Origin of the sequence: Neolewinella aurantiaca (assembly GCF_008014675.1) — a bacterium.
Lineage (GTDB): Bacteria > Bacteroidota > Bacteroidia > Chitinophagales > Saprospiraceae > Neolewinella > Neolewinella aurantiaca.
Window position 1 is genome coordinate 18,819 of sequence record NZ_VOXD01000025.1, and the last position, 24,561, is coordinate 43,379.

Consider the following 24,561-nt stretch of genomic DNA (forward strand, 5'->3'; position numbering starts at 1 on the left):
AAAGTACGAATAATGCGCGATGGAAATAACGGATTGATTCAATCCGTCATTCCACTACGATTTTCTACTCTTTGTCGCGGCTGAGCACTTCGTCAACCAGGCCGTAAGCAACGGCTTCCTTGGCGGTCATCCAGTTGTCACGATCACTGTCCTTTTCGATGGACTCGAAAGTCTGGCCGGTATGATTGGCCAGAATGGTGTAAAGTTCGTCGCGCAACTGGCTGATGAGGCGGTAGTTAATTTCCATATCGGAGAACTGGCCCTGCATGCCACCGCTTGGCTGGTGGATCATGACACGGGCGTGGGGTAGAATAGAGCGCTTACCCTTCTCGCCGGCAGCAAGGAGGACAGAGCCCATAGAAGCCGCCAAACCGGTACAAATCGTTGCCACATCGGGGGTAACGTACTGCATCGTATCGTACATGCCCATTCCGGCAATTACACTGCCACCGGGGCTATTGATAAACATCTGAACATCGCGCTTCGGGTCAACAGACTCAAGAAAGAGTAGCTGTGCCTGAACAACATTCGCTACATAGTCAGATACTGCGACCCCCATAAAGATGATGCGATCCATCATCAGACGGCTGAAAACATCGAGGGCAGCAATGTTCATCTGCCGCTCTTCGATTACGTTAGGGCTAAAACCGGTTACCTGTGGGGTAGCCATGCCTCCGATCGTGGAAGCGTATTTCTCAAGGTGCATTGTACTCATCCCCATATGACGGGTTGCGTACTTCATGAATTCATCCTGTGGGATCATGGTAGGGTTATTTTTTTGTTGCTGACGCTACCGGAAACGGGCGTCTGGAGGTAAACGCGTAAAGGGGAAAGGGGTTTAAAAAGACCTTTGTAGTATTGGTTCACCCGGGAGGCAGGATGCCGTATTCACGACTCTATTTTTGGTGGAGAACATCTCTGATTCGCCTCCTCGTTCAAGCGATCGCACTTTAATACGGCACTACCTGTCCCTTTCTCCATATCAAGTCCAGTTTTTCGGACATAAGAAAGTACAAGGCTCTCCCTAACACAGTGTTGTGTCATTTTACGGCTCCATTAAAGTCTCAAAACCTACCGCATCCTCTTGATTTGTTACCTTTGTATGTATATTCAGTCTTCTATATATCCCTTTCGATCATAATCCGTGAACTCTTATGAAATTGAAATTATTACTTAGTTGCTGCTTACTATTCTCTTTTATTCCATCCCAGGCACAGACCGTTGACACTGATCTTTACCGTACGTTTACCGGAGAAAGTAACAATCCCGATCAGCAAAACTGGGGAGCATCACATACAGCCCTTATTCGTCTCGCTGGCGACGGTTACGTCGATGGCCAATCGATCCCTCCCGGCGAAAACCGCCCCAACCCCCGCACTGTATCCAATACGCTTTTCGCACAGGAAGGCCTGTTCAATGATCCCGTCGGGCTAAGCGACTACACCTGGGTTTTTGGGCAGTTCATCGACCACGACGTAACGCTTACAGAGATTCCTCAGGAGTATACTCCTATTCCCGTCCCCGCCGGAGATCCGGATTTTGACCCCTTCTTTTTCGGGTCAGTAGTCATTCCGTTCAACCGCAACGCCCCCCGGCCCAATACCGGCTTCGGCATCGGTAACCCGCGTAATTACAACAACGATATTTCAGCCTTCATTGACGGTTCAGGAGTATACGGTTCTGACGAAGCTCGTGCCAATTGGCTGCGCTCTTTCAGTGATGGAAAACTGAAAGTCAGCTCCGGAAACCTGATGCCTTACAACACCATCGACGGAGAAATCGACAGCCCACTGGACCCCACCGCTCCGCACATGGACGACGCCGTAGGGCGCTCTCCGTATCACTTCGTTGCCGGCGATGTCCGCGCCAACGAGAACCCCCTTCTGGCAAGTTTTCACACTCTTTTTGTGCGCGAACATAATTTGCAGTGCGAACGCCTCAAAAGCGAGCACCCCGACTGGGACGATGAACAACTCTACCAACATGCCCGCAAAATTGTAGGAGGGCTCATCCAGGCCATCGTTTACAACGAGTGGTTGCCGGCAATGGGAGTTCCCGTCGGCGAATACCAGGGTTACGACCCTCAGGTCAATCCTCAACTCACTAACACTTTTACCGCCGCTGCTTTTCGGGTAGGTCATACTCTCCTGAACGGAAACCTTCGTCGCTTAGATGTGAACGGAAACGTAATTCCCGAAGGGAATATGACCCTTCGTGATGCTTTCTTCAACCCAACGGTATTAGCCGAAGTCGGCCTCGATCCTTTCCTGCGCGGCATGGCCGAGCAAGTCCAGCAAAAGATGGACAGCAAGGTTGTCGACGATGTTCGGAACTTCCTCTTTGGCCCTCCCGGAGCCGGAGGCCTCGACCTCGCATCGATAAACATCATGCGGGGGCGGGACCGTGGCTTGCCCAGCTACAACAACATTCGGCTGGCCTACAACCTCCCGATCAACTTCACCTTCGATCAGATCAATCCTGATCAGGAAGTCTACACCGTTCTCGAAACCCTCTACGACAACAACATCGAAGAAATCGACCCCTGGGTAGCCATGCTGGCCGAGCGCTCCGAGAACGGCAGTATTTTCGGCTCCACCATCCGCAGAATTATGGAAACCCAATTCTCCAACCTGCGAACGGGTGATCGCTTTTTCTACCTCAATGATCCGGTGCTCAGCGAAGATGAAAAAGACATGATTCACACAACCACCTTTCAGGAGATCGTGATGCGGAACAGCAGCATCGAACTGATGCAGGAAAACGTATTCGAAGCAATGCCCTTCAGTGAAATTTGCGGCGATGCCGTAACTTCTACAGACGGCTGGATTCAGGTCCATACCGTTGGTACACAACTACCCGATGTTACCGTTTCTGCTAACGGTGATAATGGTTCGGTAATGGGCACCTCAGTCACTTCTGATCTCGGATTCTATGAGTTCGAAACCCTGCCCGCCTGCCAGGATATCGTCCTAACGGCCAGTCTCAACGACGACTGGGTATCTGGAGTCAACATCTTTGACATGATCGCCATCAACCGGCACCTGCTCGGCCTTCAGTACCTCGAAAATCCATATCAGCTTATTGCCGGAGACGTCAACAACGACAAGTCTCTGGACGTAATGGACATCATTGATATTTCCCGCCAGCAGCTTGGTTACATCGACAGTTTCCCCGGCGGTAACGCACAGCCCTGGATCTTCATTCCGGCGGGCTACGACTTTGTCGACCCCGAGTTCCCCTTCGACGAAGACATTCCCTTCTCGATCGACTTCGCCCGCGTGCCTCCCTCCGAGATCAACCAGGGTTTTGTGGCGATCAAACTGGGTGATGTAAACGCCGACTTACAAATTGACGCCAACAACCAACCTCCCGGATTATGGGTCGAAGTACCCGAAGAAGAGATCGCCGCCGGCGATCAACGTACCATTGAACTCCAGTTTTCCGGAGAAGAACTCAACGGATTTCAGTTCGGACTGCAGGCACAGGGGCTCCGCGTACTCGACGTAGTGAGTACCGATTTGCCGGAAAGCGCATACCGGCTCAGAGACGGAGAACTACAGTTCGTAAGTCTCGAAAACGGTACTACCCGCCATTCGGTGGTACTAACGGTACAGGCTGATCGTTCCGGCCCCCTAGCCGATATGTTCTCCCTGACTCCCGACACAGCTCCGGTAGCAGTCGATTTATCGGGTGCTCCACGTAGCGTTCAAATAGGCACGACTGCAGGTGCAGGGAGCGTCGCTTTGGAGAGCACAGTATCCCCCAACCCTTTCACCAATTCGGTCAGGCTGAGCTTCGCCTCTCCCCTCACGGAGTCGGCTAACCTCGAGCTGTTGGATGTAAACGGTCGCACACTCTATACTGAGGTATTGACCGCCGGAACCGAATCTTCCCGCATCGATGGTCTCAGCCTCCCGGCGGGAACTTACCTGGTGCGGGTACTGAGCGCCGCTTCGGGGGACGTTCTCTTCCGCAAGACTTTACAGTCGGTTGCCCGCTAGCGGTTATATCGCAAAAGTCTTCCGGCCCGCAGGGCCGGGCCTTAAAAACAATCAGGGCCACCACTTCTACGAAGTAGTGGCCCTGGTCATTTAACGGACTTAAGCTTAATAAGCCGGAGGGCTTACCGTCCGATCTTCTTCAGCAGGTCACGGCCGGGGAAGTAAGCGGTAGAACCGAGTTCCTCCTCAATGCGGAGCAGCTGGTTGTACTTAGCGATCCTGTCGGAACGGCTGGCGGAGCCGGTCTTGATCTGGCCACAGTTCAGAGCGACCGCGAGATCAGCGATGGTTACGTCTTCGGTTTCACCGGAGCGGTGGCTCATTACGCTGGTGTAACCAGCGCGGTGAGCCATGGTTACGGTATTGATTGTTTCGGTAAGGGAACCAATCTGGTTCACCTTCACGAGGATAGAGTTGGCGCTGCCTTCCTGAATGCCACGGCTGAGGCGTTCAGTGTTGGTCACGAACAGGTCGTCACCCACCAGCTGACAACGGTCGCCGAAGCTCTGGTTCAGCGCGGCCCATCCCTGCCAGTCGTCCTCATCGAGGCCGTCTTCGATAGAGAAGATTGGGTACTTGTCTACCCAGGACTTCCAGTAGTCCACCATAGCGCCGGATTCGATCTTGCGGCCGTCGGACTTATGGAAGTGGTAAACATTTTCTTTTGCGTCGAAGAACTCAGATGCAGCAGCATCCATCGCGATCATCATGTCGTCGCCAGGCTTGTAGCCTGCCTTCTCGATGGATTCCAGAACGATCTCGATGGCCTCGTCGTTCGACTTGATGTTGGGTGCGAAACCACCTTCATCGCCTACGTTGGTGGAGTAGCCTTTGCCTTTCAGTACCTTCTTGAGGCTATGGAAAGTCTCGACTCCCATCCGGAGGGCTTCACTGAAAGTATCGGCCCCCAGCGGGATGATCATGAATTCCTGAAAGTCGATGCTGTTGTCCGCGTGGCTACCGCCGTTGAGGATGTTCATCATCGGTACGGGCATGGTGTGCGCATTCACGCCGCCGATGTAGCGGTAGAGGGGCAGATTCTGCTCCAACGCTGCTGCCTTGGCACAAGCCAGAGATACACCGAGGATGGCGTTGGCGCCGAGTTTTCCTTTATTGGGGGTACCGTCCAGGTCGATCATCATTTCGTCGATATAGCGCTGGTCGGTTACGTCTACGCCGAGGAGTTCATCGGCGATCTTTTCTTCTACGTTCGCTACGGCTTTCAGTACGCCTTTACCAACGTAAACATCTTTGTCTCCGTCACGAAGCTCTACGGCTTCGTACTTACCGGTAGAAGCACCGGAAGGAACGGCTGCACGGCCGATTGCGCCATCGCTGGTGAGAACTTCCACTTCTACGGTGGGGTTACCCCGGCTGTCCAGGATCTGGCGGGCTCTTACGTCTAGAATACTGCTCATTCAATTATATTTTTCGAGTGGGTAGTGTGCTGCACCCAGACGGGGGGTCCGGGAGGCATGATGATGATGGGTTTGTGGTTTCGCAACTGCGCCCTGAACATGCCCGCATTCGGGTAGCTGGCGCGGTCGCAGGTGCAGGGAGAAGGTTCTTTGAAGAGCCGGGGAGTAAGAAACGATCTTTCATCCCCCGCCCTGCACCTGCGTTCCCCGCCCCTATAATGCTAGGCTTTATTCTCTTTGATCAGGTCGACGAACTGATCGAACAGGTAATCAGCGTCGTGTGGCCCGGGGCTGGCCTCGGGGTGGTACTGTACGCTGAAAGCCGGTTTACCAACGATACGAATGCCTTCAATCGTATCGTCGTTGAGGTTGCGGTGGGTTACTTCTACCTTGTCCGCATTAGCGGCAATAGCTTCGGGGCTTACTCCAAAGCCGTGGTTCTGGCTCGTGATCTCCGACTTGCCGGTGATCAGGTTTTTTACGGGGTGGTTGATGCCACGGTGACCGTGGTGCATTTTGTAGGTCGGGATGTCTACGGCGCGGGCCAGAATCTGATGACCCAGACAAATACCGAACATCGGCTTTTCCTGCTCCAACATCTCTTTAGCAGTGTCTACTGCGTAATCCATTGCGCCGGGGTCGCCGGGGCCATTGGAGACAAACAGACCGTCGGGAGAGAAGCTCATGATATCTTCGATGCTCGCCTTGGCGGGAAAGACCTTCACGTAACAGTCCCGGCGCAGGAAATTGCGCAGAATATTCTGCTTGGTTCCCAGATCGAGCACGGCCACCCGGTAGGAGGCAGATTCTTCGCCGAGGGTGTAGGCTTCTTTGGTGGTCACCTTGCTGGAGAGCTCGAGGCCGTCCATATCCGGAGCCGCATCAAGTTGCTTCTTCAGCTCATCCATATCGAAGGTCTCGCTGGAAATGATGCCGTTCATTGCTCCTTTGGAGCGTATATGGCGAACGAGCGCGCGGGTATCCACGTCGCTGATGCCAACAAGTCCTTCGCCTTCCAGGTAATCCTGGATGGAGCTTTCAGCAATCTGGCGGCTGTAGGGTACAGTGAAGTTCTTACAGATCAGGCCGGCGATCTTCACCGAATCGGATTCTGTGTCGGCATTCATCGTTCCGTAGTTACCGATGTGGGCGTTGGTGGTAACCAGCAACTGGCCGAAGTATGAAGGATCCGTGAAAACTTCCTGATAACCGGTCATACCGGTATTGAAGCAAATTTCACCGGTGGTTGTCCCTATTTTACCGACAGCTTTCCCTTCGTAAGTGGTGCCGTCGGCGAGGAGTAAAATGGCGCGTTGATGATCCATGGAGCGTTTTACGGGGGTCAATATTTGCGCAAAGATAAAAAACGTAGGGGGTTGGAGCCGGTAGGCCAGTAATATGTTTTGGTTAAGTACGATGTGTAGGGAGCTCCCCTTCTTACCAACCAGCAGCGAGAGAGAACTTTTGTCCATCTCACCGGGCTTATGTTAACCGGCATTAACCGATTTCTTACCTAAACTTAGTTTTCGATTCTCTCCCCATTAACATTCGGGCAGGACCTTAGCCACCATGTTACGTGGCGTTTCATTGTCTTCATGGTGGCTGGTCTTCGTCCTGGTTCTTTTCCTTATCGGGCTTGGGGCGTTTCCGGTATACATTGTCGACGAAGCCCGAAATGCGCAGGCAGGTTGGGAGATGTTCCGGTCCGGCGACTGGCTCGTTCCGACCTTCAATGGAGGTGTGCGTACCGATAAACCACCGTTGCACTACTGGGCGATGCAGCCCTTTTACGCCTTGCTCGGTAAAACAGCCGTGGCGGCGCGCCTTGGCAGCGCGCTCTGCGGAGTACTGACCGCATTGTTGGTTTTCGCTTTTTGCCGCTGGAGTTTCAGCTCCCGGGCTGCGATCCTGAGTGCATCTGTATACGGTCTGGGTATTTACGTTCCTCTTCAGTTTGGCCTGGCAACGCCAGACCCGTACCTGGCGCTGTGCTTCACGGCAGGAATGTTCGCCTTATTCCGGGGCTACCGTGATTGTGATAAAAAATTTCTCTTCGCTGGCTACGCTCTGCTGGGGATCGGCTCCCTGGCCAAAGGTCCCGTCATATTCGTTCTCGCCGCGACGGCCTGGGCTGTTTACCTTCTATTCAGCGGCCGGGATTGGTGGTCTGGCGTGCGCCGCCTGAACCCACTTGCCGGAATAATACTGGCATTGGCTATTGCCGCTCCCTGGTACCTGATGATTCACTGGCAAACCGAAGGACTGTTCACCCGGGATTTTTTCATGGATCACAACATCCGGCGATTTGCTCATACCAAAGAAGGCCACGGCGGCCCGGCTCCTCTTATTCTTTTGCTGGCACTAGGTGCATTATTACCCTTCAGCTGCTGGTTGCCCCGCGCGGCGGTAGCCGCCGCAGGGCGTTCCGCCGCCCCCGCCCTGAAGTTTTGCCTGGTAACCGGCAGCGCGGTTCTGGTCTTTTTTGCACTGAGCGGTACAAAACTCCCAAGTTATCCTTTTCCCGCACTGGCATTCCTGGCTGTTCTCATCGGAGTATGGCTCGAACGTTTGTGGCTCGGCCAGCGCCCGGTCCTGTCAGATCACCTGGCCTTCAGCGTCGCTTCGTTTTTTGTTGCTGCCTTACCGCTTGCAATGTGGCTGGGCCTCAAACAAGACAAAGTACTGGCGCCACTGGCGGGAGATTGGTGGCACCTGGGTTTTCTCTGGCCGGCAGCCCTTGGGGCTGCCTGGTACTGGCTTCGCCAACGCCCAACGTACGCCCTTGCCACCCTGGCTGCCGCCTGGTGGGGATTACACCTCTACCTCATGCTGGTTCTTCTGCCTGCCATCAGCGGGTTCAATCAGGTTACAGCGTCGCTGCCCGTGCTTAAGCCTTCCCCTTCGGTAACGGCCTTTGGCCGGTTTGCACCAGCTTACGTTTTCGAGCTAGACCACGAAGTACCCCGACTGGACTCAATCATCGCGCTTACGAACTGGCTTGACACGGTCGCCGACGGCGGCCGCCTCCTGTCGGCGGAGAGATACATTGATTCCATTCCCCCAAACGCTCCTCTGGAGATAATTTTTCGCCAGAAAGATTTATTCGAATATCCTACCACCATAATCTACCAGTACCATGCACCACACTGATGCCTGGCGACAATTCATTCGCCTGTTTTTCCTGGTTTTCCTTGCGGGTCTCGCAGTTGCTCTCTTCACAGAAAAAGGTGCCGTCGTTTTATGGATGACTGAGCACCGCACCCCGGTGGCGAACACCGCTTTTCGGGTCATCACCTTTCTCGGTGATGGTATTATGGTTGCTCTGGTGTGTTTACTGGCTCTTTTGATCCGGTACAAATACACCCTTACCTTAATACTGATTGGGCTGGGCCAACTGTTAATATCTGCTTTTCTAAAGAGAACCGTTTTTGGCAATCACCCCCGTCCTCTGGCCTATTTCCAGGAAATTGATCCGCTGTGGCTCGTAGAGGGAGTGCAGGTACACACTAACTATGCTTTTCCTTCCGGGCATACGATCACTGCTTTCAGCCTCTGTTTTTTCTGCGCGCTGATGTTTGACCGCCGGTGGATCACTTTTTCCATGGTGGTGCTCGCTACGCTGATCGGTATCAGCCGGGTTTACCTCTTCCAACACTTCATTGAAGACGTTGTAGCTGGCAGCATGGCCGGAGTAATCATTACCGGAGGCATTTACTACGCCATGGCCGGGTGGGCCCTCTTCTGGGAAAACCAAAAACTGCAAAGATCCGTTGTGGGAGAGTGGTTTTGAGGCGTGTAGAGTTTTGCTCAATACCGGCACAATAAAGCTACTGCTCCATCCTCCGGTATCGAAGCGCGCAATATTCCACACACGTAAGGTAAACTACGGCCAATTCCCCTCTATCCAGATCGACGCTGAAAGTGTGCGTGTAAGGATAGTTCACGGTATCGTTAGGGCAGGAGTCGACCACGAAATGAGAATTCTCGGCGTCGTAAGGAATTTCCTCAGGTGCTCCGGCTGGGCCGGAAAGATCACAAAAGCTACCGTTGGTGTACACTTTTCCCTGCCAAAACTGAAGGGTACGCTCGCTGTGCAGGGGCTGTACCTCCGACGGGTCCCAGGAGATACTCTGAACAGATGCATCTAGTTGCCAGACAACAGCTTCGGAACGCAGATCATTTAGTGTAGTCAGCTCCTTGTTTTTCTCACAGGAAGACAAAGAAAGAAGCAACAGAATAAGCGGGCAAAAATATTTCGTTGTCAACGATTTAACCGTACAACGCAAGCTGTTCACCAATTGCTGCTTGCTGACATTTTTCTTATCCAGAGGCAACCTATTTTAAGACCTCCAACTTCCTCAGCTCCCCCTTCAGCTCCTCCGGCCCAACAAACTGGATGGTCTCCAGCCCCAGCGACCTTGCTGTCTCACAGTTTCGCGCACTGTCATCAATGAACAGGCAGCCCGAGAAATCACCCAGCTTATACGTTTCCGCCAGGTGCAGGAATATATCTGGGTTGGGCTTCTTCATTTTTACCTCGCCGGAGACCATGATATCTTCGAAGATGTCGAGAAAGTCGAAGTTTTCGCGGGCCCAGGGGAAGAGCTCGGCGCTCCAGTTGGTGAGGGCGAGGAGGCGGTACTCTCCGGAGGCTTCCAGTGCCTTTAAAACTTCCACTGAACCTGCGATCGCGCCCGAAAAATGCTCCGTCCACCGGTCGTAGTACATACGGATTTCGCGTTCCCATTTCGGGTGTTCGCGTACCAGTTCTTCGGTCGCTACGGCTACGGGGCGGCCCCGGTCCTGCTCTTCGTTCCAGTCCAGGTGGGTAATGTTATTAACAAACCAGTCGGCCTCTTCGGGCGTGTCGAACACCTTATTATACAGCAGGCGGGGGTTCCAACCGATGAGTACGTTGCCGATATCGAAGATGATGGTATGTTTTGGGGTGTTCGTCATTTGGTCTGGTAATTACTGATGCGCAAATTACCAATAGTTCCAGTAGATCACACACTCCGGCGGGGCAAATCTCAGCGCAATTACACACGCAAAGGAGAGAACTTAAGGAAGCGGGCGATTACGCAGGATGCAGGGTTGAAATCCTTCGGAGCAGCAAAATAGTGGACCGAAACCCGTAACGCACAGCACCTTCGGGGTATAAAGCACCGAATCATCCCTCCTTTCCATGTTTCGGTGCTTACTTCCATTGCTGGCTTTCGTTTGCTGCGGTTCGCTGGTGGCACAAGACTTCCCGGCCGTCACCGAAGTATGCCGGTACGGGGCCTTCTCCCTGCAAAGCCCGCTCACAGATGGTGTAAACTACGCCTACCAGTGGGAGCGGAGTTTTGACGGAGGGGCTAGTTGGTCGCCCACCGGCACCGACGCGCCATCCCTCCACATTCCCAGCCCAAACTCCGGCGTAAGCTACCGGCTTTTCTACGCCACCGACACAAGCTGCCTTGCCCTGGCAAGCTGCCGCTCGGTTACTTCCGCCACAACTCTGATGGTGAGCATCCCGACCTTCGCCCAGGGCCGGAGCATCTGCCACGGCGACACGCTTTTTGTAGGGGCAACGGCCCTCACTTCTTACGGCAATCACGAAACGGTCTTGCAAACAGCAGACGGGAACTGCGACAGCCTGGTCCGGACTTTCCTGCAGGTGCTGCCCGCCTACGACGATCGTTTTTTTATCGACCTCTGCCCCGGCGATTCTTTTCGTGGCCAGGTCTTTACGGCCGACACCATTATTCAGGAGTTTCTGGTAGCAAGCTCGGGGTGCGACAGTACCGTGGCTTACGCGATCAGTATTGCCTTCCCTTCGCAACCCACCATCACCGGTCCCGACCAGATTTGTGCCGGAGAAACGGCCAGCCTGGAAGTTGCCGGAGCCTTCTCGCGGTACGCGTGGAGTACGGGCAATGACGGAGATGACGCATCGGTCACCACCCCCGGAACATACACCCTTACGCTTACCGACTTCAACGGCTGTACCCTTGAGCTGAGCCACCAGCTCTCCGTAACCGAACTGAGCCTGGAAGCCCCAACGACCACCCAGCCCGCCTGCCCGGGCGGAAGCAGCGGAGCAGTTTCCGTATTCGCCACCGGAGACAGCGACCTGCTCTATTCCATCGATGGCGGAGAAAGTTTCCAGCCCGACTCACTGTTCTCCGGCCTCAGCGCCGGAGCATACGACCTGGTGGTCGAAAACATCGACGGTTGCCAGGCAACCGGTTCCGTTGTGCTTGACGATGCTCCCCAACTGCGCATCTCCGGCAACTTGCCGGAGGAGTTGACCATAGAGCGCGGAGACTCCGTTTTTGCAAGCTTTACCTCCGACTTTGCCGTAGAGGAGTGGCGCTGGAACGGACAGGCTTTTGCTTCCTGCAACGACTGCCCGGACCCCGTGCTCACGCCTTTCGTCACTACCCGGTTCATCATCGAAGCGGTGGCCGCCGGTGGCTGCAGCGTGCAGGATTCCGTCCGGGTTAACGTTCTCGACAGCCGGCGTTTCTACGCTCCTACCGCCTTTAGCCCCAACGGCGATGACCGCAACGATGTGTGGCGGCTCTTTACCGGTCCGCGGGTAGAAGCCGTAACCGGCTTACAGATTGCGGACCGTTGGGGCGGAATTCGTTACCGGCAAATCGCTGATTTGCCTCCCGACGAGGCAGCCTGGGACGGCAACCAACAAAACGACGGGCAGCCACTGCCCGCGGGCACCTACGTATGGTCAGCCGGTCTGCTCTTCACGGACGGCAGCAGCCGGGCGGTACGGGGGCAAATCACCCTGATGCGTTAGCCCGCTCTTTCACCCTTCCTTCATTACCGGAGGAGGAGACCAATGCAAGAGACAACACACGCCGATTTTTTCTAAAAACCTTCATCCCAAACTCTACCACCATGCTTTTTTCAACCCTCCATTGCACCCGCGGCCGCGCCCCGATGCTACTGATGGTACTCTTTGTCGCCTTTACCCCCCTTCTTTCGGGCCAGGAGTTGTCGCGCAGCGTCGTTGGCGCTGCGGGTAGCTACTACTCGGAAGTCAACGTCGGCAACATCCATTTCACCGTAGGAGAAATTGCCGTAACCCGTTCGCAAAACGGGTTGGTACTGGAGCGCGGCTTTCATCATGGCCTCTACGAACTGATTGCAACCAGCACCTGGAGTGCTCCGGCAATCCAGCTGGAGATGAGTGCTTTCCCAAACCCAACGGCCGACAAAGTGACGCTTACCGGCGACTGGAACCTCCGGGATCGCCTTAAGGTCTCCGACCTTTTGGGGCGCTTACTCTCCGACAAAGAGTTACCGCCGGGGCAGGCTGAATTAGACCTGACAAGCTACCCCTCCGGCACTTACCTCCTAACTGTTTCACGAGCCGGCCAGCCGCTGAAAACACTGCGGATTGTCCGTCAGTAGTCGAGTTCAGGCAACGACCACGTAACACCCTCCCCCTCAGACGCATAAACCATCACCAGTCATTCCCATAAACCCATAAACGATGCAACGCTTAATTTTCACCTGCTTTCTTTTCCTTACCCTTGCCGGCCTTAACGCACAGGCGCCATCCGGTTTTCGATTTCAGGCAGTAGCCCGGGACGTAGATAACAACGCGATGGCTACCGACAATATCGCCGTGCGGGTCAGCCTCCTTGCCGGCGGCCCCTCCGGCTCCGTAAGTTACTCTGAGCGGCACGAAGTAACCACTACCGACCTTGGGGTTTTCGACCTTCATATCGGTAACGGCTCGGCGCTGTCCGGAGACATCAACACCATCAATTGGGGTACAGACAATTACTTCCTCAAGATCGACATCGACCCCGATGGCGGCAGTAGTTACATCAACCTGGGCGCCAGCCAGCTATTGTCTGTTCCCTATGCTCTTTACGCCAAAGAGAGCGGCTCCGGCGGCGGAGGCGGAGACCCCACCGATGAGCTCCAGAACCTGATCTACGATCCCGGCTCCCAAACGCTTACCCTTACCGATGGCAACTCGGTCACCCTTCAGGTCGGCGGCAGCGGCATGCCCCAAACCCTTGCTTTCGACAACGCAACGCGCCAACTCACCATCAGCGGTGGCAACTCCATCGAGATTCCTGGCGGAAGCCCGGGTCCGCAGGGCGACGCTGGCCCAGTAGGTCCGCAGGGTGATCCCGGCCCGCAAGGCCCCCAAGGCGATCCCGGCCCAGCAGGCCCGCAAGGCCCGCAGGGTGATCCCGGTCCGGCAGGGCCACAGGGCGATACCGGACCAGTAGGGCCGCAAGGCGACGCAGGGCCCGCAGGGCCACAGGGTGACGCAGGGCCGGCAGGCCCGCAAGGTGATCCCGGCCCGCAAGGCCCTCAGGGTGTTCCGGGCCCTCAGGGCCCCGCTGGCGATCTGGAACTGCCTTACTTCGAAGAGACAACGACCGACGACGCCAGCGCGGCTTTCCACATTCAGAACACCAACACCAACGCAACTTACGGCGTGGTGGGTACTACGGGTGATGGAGGTTCAACGCTTCCTTCCAACCGGGCGGGCGTACTTGGTTTTTCTACCGATGCACACGGGGTGTACGGCGTATCAGAGACCAGCTTTTTCGCCGGTGTACAGGGCGTATCGAATTCACCCGAGGGAGTAGGTGTTCAGGGTTACGGTTTCGGAGGCGGTGTTGGCGGTCACTTCTACACCACCTCCAGCGGAGTTGCGGCCCTGACCACCGGCAGGGGCAACGTGGGCATTGGCATCGATGAGCCGGAAATGAAGATGCACGTAGGAGGAGACCTTTTCGTGCAGACCAACCTCGGCGAACTGGTGATGGGATTCCCCGATAACGGTAACCAGTGGCAGTTCAGTACCAGAGGACAAGGAGCTGACTTACAGTTTCAGCACAAAGAGAGTGATACCAATTCATTCCTCACCAAATTTCGGATGCGTCAAAACGGCGAGTTTCAGATCGGCGACATTGGCACGCCAACTGCCTGGCTACACGTAGAGGCCAACAGCACCCTGAGTAAACCGCTGTTGAAGCTGGAAGAAACCGGCAACGATTTCGCCCGGTTGGAACTAACCAACGACGCCGCCAGTGGCTCTTTTTGGCACGTAGCCGGATTACCTTCCGCAACAACTTCCAGCGCACGACTCAACTTCTACTTCCGGAACGGAAACGGAGCAGCAGACCGCATGACGATCACCGGAGATGGCAAAGTAGGCATCAACGGAACCCCGACCGCGAGACTCCATATTAACCAACGCAGTCAAACCGTAGGTACCGGATTGCGGTTCAGCGACCAAACGGCCAACCAGGACTGGGATATCACGCACGGGTTCGGTCTCCGCTTCCACTACGGCGGCAACCTGAGATCGCTCATCAATGCCTCCACGGGTGCTTACGTACAGAGTTCTGACAAGCGGCTGAAGGACAATGTGAACCTGCTTTCGCCCGTACTGGCGCGCGTCAAAAACCTGGCGGTAAGTACCTACCACTACAAATCCGACAAGACCAAAGAATCTACCATCGGCCTGATCGCCCAGGACGCCCGGAAGCTATTCCCGGAACTCGTTTCATACTCCGAGGCAGACGAGCTATACGGGATTAACTATGCAGGTTTCAGCATGGTAGCCATCAAGGCCATTCAGGAGCAGCAGACGACAATTGATGCGCAGGATAAACGCATCAGCGAACTCGAAGCACGGTTGGCGCGGCTGGAGAGATTGCTGACGGCAGAAAAAGAATAGGCCATTCCCGTGCGCACCTGCGGGAGCACCGAATGTTTTGTGAAGTAGGTTACACGACACTTCCGGACACTGTTGTCCGGGGGTGTCCTTTTTTTTGACTTCTTCGGGTGTACCCTTCCGGGGGCGCTGACGCGGGTGCAATGGAGGCTGGGAAGCAAAGTAAGGCGGTAAATCGTCCGAAAGCCAAAGACTATTCGGATAATCAGCTACGTTCAGAACATCACGCCCTTTGAAGCGTACTCTTGTAGCAGTTAACACTTCCCCTACTTCTGCTAAGACAAAAACCCCAAATACTACATGGATCAGATCACCATCCTCTGGGCCGACGACGAAATCGACCTGTTCAAGCCACAGCTTTTATTTCTGAAGAAGAAAGGCTACGAAGTCATAACCGCCACCAACGGTCACGACGCTCTGGAAGAGCTGAGCGAGAACGACGAGATAGACATCGTCTTTCTCGATGAATCCATGCCAGGCCTCACCGGCCTGGAAACCCTGGGTCGCATCCGGGAAACGGGCAACAATATCCCCGTGGTGATGATTACCAAAAACGAAGCTGAAAGCGTGATGGAAGAAGCCATCGGCAGCCAGATTGCAGGCTACCTGCTTAAGCCCGTAAACCCGATGCAAATCCTGCTTACGCTGAAAACCATTGTCGACGAAAAACGGCTCGTCCGGGAAAAAACCAATACCGATTATCAGCAGGACTTCCGCCAGTTACTTATGCAGATCAATAGTGGCCTCGACCGGGAAGAATGGGTTGAGGTGTACAAAAAGATCATCAACTGGGAGCTGAAGCTGGACGATAGCCAGAGCGAACAGATGGGCGAAATCCTTGCCGTTCAGAAACGGGAAGCAAACGCAGAATTCAGCAAGTTCATCGAACGCAACTATATGGACTGGGTGCAGGGCGAGGACGCTCCCATTATGTCTCATAACCTGATGAAGAAAAAAGTGCTTCCTCATCTGAATAAGGAAGTACCAACGGTGATGGTACTGCTGGACAATATGCGCTACGATCAATGGAAGGTGATAGAGCCCTACTTGACAGAACTCTTTAAAATTGAAGAAGAAGACCACTTCTACAGTATCCTGCCTACTGCAACCCAGTATAGCCGCAACGCCATCTTTGCTGGCATGATGCCCTCCGAAATAGCCAGACATTATAAAGAATGGTGGAAAAACGACGCCGACGAAGGAGGTAAGAACATGCACGAGGCAGACCTGCTTGGCAAGCAGCTCGAACGGGTTCTCCGCCGGGGCGATATCAAATGGGATTACACTAAGGTTACCCGCACCAACTTTGCCCGCCAAATGCAGGACCGGGCGCTGGATTTCCTGAACAATGACTTCAGTGTCATCGTCTATAACTTCATCGATATGCTGAGCCACGCCCGCACAGAGATGGAAGTGCTCAAGGAGCTGGCTGGCGACGAAAAAGCCTACCGCAGCCTTACTCGCAGCTGGTTCGAGAACTCCCCCCTGTGGGCAACTTTACGCAAGCTCGCAGAACGCGACGTTCAACTCATCGTAACAACCGACCACGGCACCATCCGCGTCAATACGCCCAGCCGCGTGGTTGGCGACCGCGACACCAGCTCGAATCTCCGCTACAAACTCGGCCGCAATCTGAACTACGACGAGAAAGACGTTCTTGAAGTACGCGACCCTCTGAAGGCTAAGCTTCCCCGCCCGAACCTCAGTTCCACCTTCATCTTCGCCAAGGAGGATAAGTTTTTCCTCTACCCCAACAACTATAACTACTACAACAATTACTACCGCAATACTTTCCAGCACGGTGGCATTTCGTTGGAGGAGGTCATATGCCCGGTTATTCGGCTGCGCAGCAGGTAACCTGCGGGAGTTTCTATATCTCCGCAGGGCTCGGCACCACGCCCGCCAGGATTTTTTCGTCTACCTCTCCGGAACCTTCTTTGTGGAGTACGGAAACATCTCCCGTGGTTTCGAAGACGACGGCCTTTACGTCCTGCAACCGGAATACGTTTGCTTCCCTCAGTTTGGCCATCAGGTCCGACTCGGTAACGCCGGTGTTTGCCAGATTCTCTGACAGTACCTCTCCCTCCCACATCAGGTAAACCGGGTTATTTTCCGATTTGTCCTCGAACCAGTCTGAGTAGCGCTTTGCGAAGGAGAAGAGTTGCTGAAAACCGATGATGGTAAGCAGGGCAACAGCGCCTTTGAGCAACGACTGGTCGGTATTGATTGCGATGGACGCAAGGATCGAACCAACCGCAATGGTGGAGGCAAAATCTACGCTGGACATCTTAGCAAAGCTCCGCAGGCCATACAGCCGCACGATCACCAGGATGGCGATAAAGATGAGGATACAGGAAATAATGGTCTTTACGATTACAGGCAGCGGAGCGGTAAGCCAGTTTTCCATAGTTCAGGGTTTTACAGCTATAGCATAAAATCCTTCGCCTATGTTCTTTCTATCGGGCAAAGAGCCCCTTCTTCGTAAACGAGGTTTGCACCTGCGGCCGCGCCCGAAACGTTTTGCTCTAACTGTACCCAACCGCTACCGCCAGCAGCAGCCCCAGCCAGGCCCAGACCAGGAGCATCCCCGTAAGCGGCAGCGCAAAGCGCAGCCACCGGTCGAACGGAACCCGGCACAGCGACAGCATTGCAACAAGGCCACCCAGCGACGGATTGAAGAGATTTGTAACGCCGTCGCCAATCTGAAAAGCAAGGATGGATATCTGAGGATTGAGCCCCAGTTCGTTGCCCAGCGGAATCATTACTGGTAGCGTCGCCATTGCCTGTCCGCTCCCCGAAGGGATGAGCAGGTTGAGGCCACTTTGCCCGATCGACATCCCGATGGCAGAGAGGTACGTAGGCAGCCCGTCCAGCGCGTTGGCCAGGCCGTTCGAGATGGTGTCCTGAATCTGCCCCTGCTCCATAATCACGCTCACCGTGGTGGCCATCCCGATGATGAAGGTTGCCGGAGCCATCTGGGCGATCGAGTGAAACCCCGCTTCGGTAACGGCCTGCCCCGAAAGACCGCTGGCCACCGCCAGCGCTACAGTCACCATCAGAAAAATAGCGGAAGTATCGTTGATGTGGAAGCCCTCGATGTTGAACACTCCGTAGAGCACGGCCGCAAGTCCGAGCAAGAAGATCGACAACAACAACCAGTTCTTATTCGTGATTTCGTACTCCGCCAGGGGCTTGCTGAGTTGCATCCCTTCGGTATCCAGTCCACGCCCGATGCCGCTTTCCGGATCGGCCTGTAGCCGGCGGTAGTACCGCACGTTGTACCAGGCAATGAGGGCGAGGCCGCCGGTGCAAAGAATGGTTCTGAGCCAGGCTCCGCTGAACAGGGGCAGATCGGCGATCAGGTGGCCGTTGCCCACCGTGTAAAAATTGATCGGAGACAGGCCGAAGGCAACCGTCATGCCGCCCACGCTCACTCCTGCTGCGAGCACGAGGTCTCCGCCCAGCGCCAGCACGACGATCGCTGCAATCGGGATGGTTGCAATATTGTTTTCGTACCCGACCATTATCCCCAGCAAGCCGTAAACGATGGTGAGCAGCACCAGTAAAATCTCTGCCCGCCCCTTCTTCATGGGTGCACTTTGCCCCATTCCGGCCTTCTGTGGTGCGAGGGCCGGAGCCGTAGTATGCTTCCCGCTCATCAGATAGACCACCCGTCCGATTACGTTCTCGATGGTTTTGCTTCGTTCCAGCAGCGAGAACATCAGGGCACTGGCCAGGCAGATAAAAATAATCGGGGTTGCCCGTTTATAGCCTTCGGGGAAAGCCTTGAAAATATCGAATATGCTGAGCGGAGAGGGTTCCACCAGCCCGTAGCTGCCAGGGACTACCCGCATCCGGCCGTCAACTTCTACCCGCTCGTACAAGCCGGCGGGCAATAGCCACGTCATTGCCGCCACCACCAGGATGATCAGGAAAAGCATGATGAGGGGAGAGGGGATACGGCTGTACCATTTCATAGTGGGGTAATCAAAAAGTCTTTCGCCCTGTAACTCAGGCCAAGCCGAAAGTACGACGTGAACCGTTACGTTCACGAACCTGCCGTTCAACTTACCCTGTATCCTGCGTTTGCGCCCTTATTATCTGGTCTTGTGGCTGTATTTCTACTTCAACCGATCAATCAGCCTGCCGCTGACCCTCAGGAAGTCCATCTCGGTGATGATTCCCACCAGTTCCTTGTCTTTGATCACGGGCAGACAGCCGATTTTCTCGCCCCGCATTACGTGCATCGCATCTTTGATCTTTGTACTGGGGTCGATGGTACGGGGGTTCGCGATCATAATGTCCTTCACACACACGTAGCCCGCCTCCGGGCTGTCCGGACGATCCCGGCGGGTGTAGTACCGCAGCAATTTGCGGGTCGTGATGAGGCCGGTGAGGTGGCCCTTGCCATCCTCAACGGGTACGTAGCGCAGTTTACGCCACTCCATCACGTTGGCTACCATTTCGAGCAAATCGTCTTCGTGCACGGTAAAAAGATCCGTTTCCATGAATTCTTCCACCCGCAGGCCTACCGGACGGTAGCTTTTGAGGTCCTTCACGTTCGGCAACTCCCAGGTATGAACGGGCTTTTCCGACATCTGATTACGAATCATTGCCGATGTGATCACCGTGAGGCCTTCGTCCTGATTGACTTCAGCTTCGAGCTTGGTGAACGATTGCAGCAACCAGCGGGCACCGTTCTGGTGGGCTTTCGCTCTTTCTTCGATCACCCCCAGGTAACGGTCGATATCTTCGGCGACAATTCCCCTGCTTTGCAGCCCCTCGCGGGCGATAGGGATCAGTTCATCGACGATGAGGTCGCAGCAGGCGACCTTTCTGTTGTTGAACCAGGTGAACTGGGTGTCTACTCCGAACTGGGCCGCCTTCACGAAGTTGTCCTTCGCGTCGGCGAAGCTCATATGCTCGCGGATGTCTTTGAATTTGTTGGCCATACCGATCATGGTTCCCAGCCAGAAGGCGGAGTTAGCAACCTGATCGAGCACCGTTGGCCCGGCGGGGATGACCCGGTTCTCGATCCGGAGGTGTGGCATACCGTTTTCACTGATTCCGTAGCAGGGCCGGTTCCAGCGGTATACCGTACCGTTGTGTACCTGCAGTGCCTTCAGTTTCGGGATTCCTTTTTTACCGACGGTTTCCAGGCTGTTCTCCTCCACTTCTGCACCCAGGAGGACGCGGAAACGGGAAATGTCTTCTTTATAAATTTCCATGATGCTCTTATCGAGCCAGTCGGTACCAAAGCTCACCCGTGGCTCGGGCTGGCGCATGTGGTCCTGGGTGGTCCGCACATCGAGCGACTGCTGGAACAGGGCGATGCGGCTCTCGTGCCACAGCCGCTTACCAAACACCAACGGGCTGTTGGCGGATATGGCCAGAATCGGACCGGTGATCGCCTGAGCGATGTTGTAGAGCGGAGCGAAGGTATCGGGCGTAACCTGCAGGTGAACCTGATAGCTGGTGTTGCATGCTTCCATCAGCGGGCTGTCGTGACTGATGATCAGTTCGTCAATTCCCGTCAGCCGCAACTCAAACCCTTTGGAGGATTTTGCCTGGGCCCGGATCGCTTCGATCAGCGCCCGGTAGCGGGGCTTCGGCGTCAGGTTGTCCATCGAGAGGTCAAACTTCCGCAGGGTCGGCAGAATTCCTGTCAGCACCACCAGGGCATCGCTTTTTTTTGCCGACTCTAAAATCTTAGCCAACTGGGCCCGGTTTTCGGTCTCCATCAGGCGCAAGGCATTCCCGGTAAACTCCTGAGGGCTAAGATTGCACTCCACATTGAAGCGGGCAATCTCGGTAGTTGCCCACGGGTATTGCTTCAGGCGGTTCAGTACCTGAATGTTCTTTGGTGTAGGTTTCAGCGTTTTTTTATCGACAAGACACATTTCCTGTTCCGCACCAATCCGGATGGTTTCGGTCTCAAACCATTCGTGTGCCAGCATGTATTCCAGCGCCTGCACGTCCTGCAACAAATGGCGGGTAAAGTTGGTGCGGCTTTCGCTGGTGGGTACGTTAACTTTTTCTTCGCCCATGGTGGTTTCCTCGTAAATTGGTGTGCTTGTATCACTCAATTTACGGTAATTCAGGGCAGATGTTCGAGCAAAGCTTGTTATTCGTTGTAAATCAATGCTTTTCGTAAAAACACAGAGATTCAGGAGGCGCGGCCGCAGGTGCAGAGGGAGTTTTGAGGGAGCTTCGCTGGCCGGGACGGCTGGAACTGGCGCAGGCTCTGTTTACAGTGTCTTCAGGTACTCCACTACGGCCCAGCGTTCTTCTTCTGAGAACTTATCCCCGAAGTAATGTCCCTCGTTGCTATAGCCGGGCACTTCGGTATCGAAAGTCCATTTTTCGTTTTTGGGCTCAGGGTCGTAGTTCCAGCCCAGGTGTTTCCAGTCGTAGTCTTTGCTATCGCCGGAGCGCGTCCAGCGGGCCGGACGTGCTTCGGAGTTCAGGACCTGATACACGGTAGGAACTGATCCGTTGTGCAGGTATGGTGCCGTGGCCCAGATCCCGTCGAGCGGCGGAGCTACGTAGCCCATTGTTGGCTCGAACCTCGAATTGGGTTGGCTGGTTGCAAACCAGCTTTCGTTGTACCAATCCACGATACCACTTTGATTGATGTAATCGGCGTAGAGGCGATCGGTTTTCACTACGTTCAGGTTAACGACTTTATTGGGGTAGGTATGTCCTTCCTCATCATCGTAGGTGCCGTGGCAACCTGCGCATTTTTTCTCGAACAGGGGTTTTCCTGCCGCAGCAAGTTTCTGATCTATTTCGCCGGGGTACGCCGGGCTCTCCAGCTGAAGTAACCAGGCGTAGACGTCTTTAAACGCTTCGACAGATTTTCGGCTGTGGCTGCTGTCCGGCACACCGAGCACGCTGGCCTGTAGTAGCAGCTTTGGCATGCTACCCCGGCCGATGCCGTTGTAGTAGAGGGTGTTCTTCTTTTTCACGTGCCAGAGGGGCGGCGTATCGGTGGCGATGTTGTAATCCCACATATCGTAGAGGGGCTTGTCTACGTAAGTAAGGTCATCGGGGTCGCGGTGCATCATACACGCTTCCGCGAGGCGGAAGGCGGGGTTGGAACCGGGCTGGGTGGTTTTGATCTTTGGCGCCATTCGTTTGAAGTAATTGCCAAAATCTTCGAAAGCAGCTGGCTCGAGGTCCTTCTTTTTACTGTACTTGACGGCCATCCCGAAGCGCATCATAGTTCCCATCGTCACCATACTTTTTTCGAAATCGGAGAAGCTGTCTCCGAGGCCAATCACCAGTTCACCGTTCACCTTACCAGCGTGGCAGGTGAAGCAGTTTCCGTTGGCGATTTTCGCTCCGTTCGGGGCAATGAAAGCCGTCATAAAGTACGGGATCCCCTCGTTGAGTTCATTGCGAGGGTATGGATCATCCTGGCGCATTTTAGGCGCAGCCTTTTGCATTATTTCTAACGGTACTCCACTTCCGATATAATCGCCGTGGATGAGAAAATCGAAACCGGCAACGGGGTCACCGGTTGTATCCTGCTGACTGGGCGGCAATACCCGGGTCTTCCAGGCATCAGTACCCGCGGCAGTTTCGGCCAGCGGCCGGTAGGCATTGCAGGCTACGAAGAGCAGCAGGATGGAGAAGATGTATAGGTAGCGCACTCGGGTTCAATTTTCGGGTATCCAGCCGGCCTTCAGACCGGCTGGGCAGGTTATGCCTATGAAATGACCAGAATCAAAAAGAGTTCACTTTAATTATCAAAGTTCTTTAAATATTACAAAACCATTATCGTCAACACCTTTACACGGCTAGCTTCGCGCAATTACGCGAGCGGCCAACAAGTAAGAGCAAGCTTCAATTCAACAACTCTTTGCACCTGCGGCCCCGCCCCGTTATGTCGCAAACGTTAATTTCTCAACTGACCAACAATAGTTACCCACCACTCCGTTAACTTTAGGCATCCTATTTTCGCTGTTTTCTTTCCACCATACCCATTACGATGAAAAAATACCTGCTCCCGCTTCTTGGCCTGGCCCTCGTTGGCCTTGCCGCCTGGTACTTTACCCGGCCAGCCGAGACTGAAGAATCCGTCCAACTTACTGCGGCCGTAAAAAGAGGTCAGTTTCTGATGAACGTGATCGCCACCGGCGAACTGCAGGCCAAACGCTCCGAAAAGATCAAAGGCCCTACGGGCATGCGCAGCAATCAGATCTACCAGACCAATCTTACCGACCTCGTGCCGGAGGGCACGATGGTGAAGAAAGGCGACTACGTAGGTCAACTCGATAAAACGGAACTCGACACAAAAGTAAAGGCCGCCCTGAGCGAGATGGATAAAATCAATACCCAACTCGAGGCGACCCGCATTGATACCGCAATCGAAATGCGGGCGATGCGCGACCAGCTCATCAATATGCGTTTTGGGATGCGCGAGAAAAGGCTCGAGGTAGAACAAAGCAAGTACGAAGCACCGATGGTGATTCAACGCGCCAACATTGAACTGGAGCGCTCGGAGCGCGACCTCAAGCAACTGGAACAGAAGTACGAACTGAGCCAGGAAAAAGCCCGGACCCAGGTTGCTGAGATTATGGCCAACATCAAGCAGCAGCAGGTCATTGTAACCCGGCTGCAGGAGTTGGCGCAGGAGTTCACCATTATGGCCCCGAAGGACGGAATGGTGATTTACGCCAGGGGCTGGGGTGGCAAAGTAAAAGCAGGATCGCAAATACAAGCCTGGGATCCGGTGGTTGCGGAACTGCCTGACCTTTCGGAAATGATTTCCAAAACCTACGTGAATGAAGTAGACATCAGCCGCGTTCGTAAAGGGCAGGAGGTACAGCTAAAAGTTGATGCTTTCCCCGACAATACTTACACCGGTCTCGTTATTCAGGTCGCCAACATCGGGGAACAACTCCGCAACTACGACTCGAAGGTCTTTGAGGTCATCATTCAGGTCAACGAAGCCGATTCTATCCTGCGGCCGGCCATGACAACCGGCAACGAAATTCTGACGGATGTGCTGGAAGACAAACTCTTTATCCCGCTCGAAGCACTCTATAAAGACACCGTTTCCTTTGTTTACAAAGAGGTAAACGGACGCCCCGTAAAACAGGAAGTACTAAGCAGCTGGAGCAACGAAAACGAAGTTGTGATTGTAGAAGGGCTTTCTGCCGGAGACAAGGTTTACCTTACGGCTCCGGCCGATGCGGTAAATATGCCGATGCAACCACTGGCGCAAATGGTTCGTGATTCGGCAACGAATTTCCTGTACTCCGAACGGGAAGAGCGGCGAAAAATCGGTGACGCCAAGGCGGCAAAAGTGAGAGACGAAGGTCAGCTCGGCGGAGGTGGAGGTGAAGGAGGCTTCATGATCATGTTCTAGACGTTCCCCCTGCCTTTTCTGTGCGGGAAGGATTTTCAGTCTATGTGTCCCCTT

General features: G+C 54.5%; 17 protein-coding genes. 8 read left to right on the top strand and 9 right to left on the bottom strand.

Annotated features, from left to right (window positions below; genetic code table 11):
* Positions 1-64: 64 nt before the first annotated feature.
* On the bottom strand, positions 65-763 hold the full coding sequence (locus FUA23_RS15495; protein ID WP_147931666.1) for a ClpP family protease: 699 nt from the start codon (positions 761-763) through the stop codon (positions 65-67).
* Positions 764-1,160: 397 nt separating this feature from the next.
* Here FUA23_RS15495 and FUA23_RS15500 point away from each other — a divergent pair, with 397 nt between their 5' ends.
* A complete protein-coding gene (locus FUA23_RS15500; RefSeq protein WP_222707045.1) occupies positions 1,161-4,001 on the top strand; it encodes a peroxidase family protein in 2,841 nt (946 codons plus the stop codon).
* Between the two features lie 122 nt (positions 4,002-4,123).
* Here FUA23_RS15500 and eno read toward each other — a convergent pair whose 3' ends face one another.
* Together eno and carA are read right to left on the bottom strand one after the other, a co-directional pair.
* Complete coding sequence (gene eno, locus FUA23_RS15505) at positions 4,124-5,419, bottom strand: phosphopyruvate hydratase (RefSeq protein WP_147931668.1); 1,296 nt, start codon at positions 5,417-5,419, stop codon at positions 4,124-4,126.
* Between the two features lie 221 nt (positions 5,420-5,640).
* Positions 5,641-6,744, bottom strand: coding sequence for a glutamine-hydrolyzing carbamoyl-phosphate synthase small subunit (gene carA / locus FUA23_RS15510; protein ID WP_147931669.1), 1,104 nt, complete (start codon positions 6,742-6,744; stop codon positions 5,641-5,643).
* A 244-nt stretch (positions 6,745-6,988) separates the two neighbouring features.
* On the opposite strand from carA, the gene FUA23_RS15515 reads away from it, so the two are divergent.
* Together FUA23_RS15515 and FUA23_RS15520 are read left to right on the top strand one after the other, a co-directional pair.
* Entirely contained in the window at positions 6,989-8,569 is a 1,581-nt protein-coding gene (locus FUA23_RS15515; RefSeq protein WP_147931670.1) for an ArnT family glycosyltransferase, read from the top strand.
* The gene (locus FUA23_RS15520; RefSeq protein WP_147931671.1) at positions 8,556-9,209 is read left to right on the top strand and encodes a phosphatase PAP2 family protein; all 654 of its coding nucleotides are present in this window, start codon (positions 8,556-8,558) and stop codon (positions 9,207-9,209) included. The genes FUA23_RS15515 and FUA23_RS15520 overlap by 14 nt, the downstream gene beginning before the upstream one ends.
* Before the next feature lie 37 nt (positions 9,210-9,246).
* On the opposite strand, the gene FUA23_RS15525 is transcribed toward FUA23_RS15520, so the two are convergent.
* Both FUA23_RS15525 and FUA23_RS15530 read right to left on the bottom strand, forming a co-directional pair.
* Entirely contained in the window at positions 9,247-9,684 is a 438-nt protein-coding gene (locus FUA23_RS15525; RefSeq protein WP_147931672.1) for a hypothetical protein, read from the bottom strand.
* Positions 9,685-9,754: 70 nt separating this feature from the next.
* Positions 9,755-10,378, bottom strand: coding sequence for an HAD family hydrolase (locus FUA23_RS15530; protein ID WP_147931673.1), 624 nt, complete (start codon positions 10,376-10,378; stop codon positions 9,755-9,757).
* Positions 10,379-10,604: 226 nt separating this feature from the next.
* Here FUA23_RS15530 and FUA23_RS15535 point away from each other — a divergent pair, with 226 nt between their 5' ends.
* The 4 genes from FUA23_RS15535 to porX all read left to right on the top strand — a co-directional run bounded on the left by FUA23_RS15535 (position 10,605) and on the right by porX (position 16,988).
* Positions 10,605-12,218: a T9SS type B sorting domain-containing protein gene (locus FUA23_RS15535; RefSeq protein ID WP_147931674.1), complete on the top strand. Its 1,614-nt coding sequence runs from the start codon at positions 10,605-10,607 to the stop codon at positions 12,216-12,218.
* Positions 12,219-12,319: 101 nt separating this feature from the next.
* Entirely contained in the window at positions 12,320-12,835 is a 516-nt protein-coding gene (locus FUA23_RS15540) for a T9SS type A sorting domain-containing protein (RefSeq protein WP_187271085.1), read from the top strand.
* 82 nt (positions 12,836-12,917) lie between these two features.
* Entirely contained in the window at positions 12,918-15,134 is a 2,217-nt protein-coding gene (locus FUA23_RS15545; protein ID WP_147931676.1) for a tail fiber domain-containing protein, read from the top strand.
* Between the two features lie 297 nt (positions 15,135-15,431).
* Complete coding sequence (gene porX, locus FUA23_RS15550; RefSeq protein ID WP_147931677.1) at positions 15,432-16,988, top strand: T9SS response regulator signal transducer PorX; 1,557 nt, start codon at positions 15,432-15,434, stop codon at positions 16,986-16,988.
* Between the two features lie 13 nt (positions 16,989-17,001).
* On the opposite strand, the gene FUA23_RS15555 is transcribed toward porX, so the two are convergent.
* The 4 genes from FUA23_RS15555 to FUA23_RS15570 all read right to left on the bottom strand — a co-directional run bounded on the left by FUA23_RS15555 (position 17,002) and on the right by FUA23_RS15570 (position 22,786).
* Positions 17,002-17,538 (bottom strand): DUF421 domain-containing protein, encoded by a 537-nt coding sequence (locus FUA23_RS15555; protein WP_147931678.1) that lies wholly within the window; start codon positions 17,536-17,538, stop codon positions 17,002-17,004.
* A 118-nt stretch (positions 17,539-17,656) separates the two neighbouring features.
* Positions 17,657-19,108 carry a YfcC family protein gene (locus FUA23_RS15560; RefSeq protein WP_147931679.1) on the bottom strand — a complete coding sequence of 484 codons (1,452 nt, stop codon included), beginning with the start codon at positions 19,106-19,108 and terminating at the stop codon, positions 17,657-17,659.
* A gap of 144 nt (positions 19,109-19,252) precedes the next feature.
* Positions 19,253-21,217, bottom strand: coding sequence for a CBS domain-containing protein (locus FUA23_RS15565; protein ID WP_246144270.1), 1,965 nt, complete (start codon positions 21,215-21,217; stop codon positions 19,253-19,255).
* Between the two features lie 162 nt (positions 21,218-21,379).
* A complete protein-coding gene (locus FUA23_RS15570; RefSeq protein WP_147931680.1) occupies positions 21,380-22,786 on the bottom strand; it encodes a c-type cytochrome in 1,407 nt (468 codons plus the stop codon).
* 338 nt (positions 22,787-23,124) lie between these two features.
* On the opposite strand from FUA23_RS15570, the gene FUA23_RS15575 reads away from it, so the two are divergent.
* Positions 23,125-24,507: an efflux RND transporter periplasmic adaptor subunit gene (locus FUA23_RS15575; protein WP_147931681.1), complete on the top strand. Its 1,383-nt coding sequence runs from the start codon at positions 23,125-23,127 to the stop codon at positions 24,505-24,507.
* The last annotated feature ends 54 nt before the right edge of the window (positions 24,508-24,561 follow it).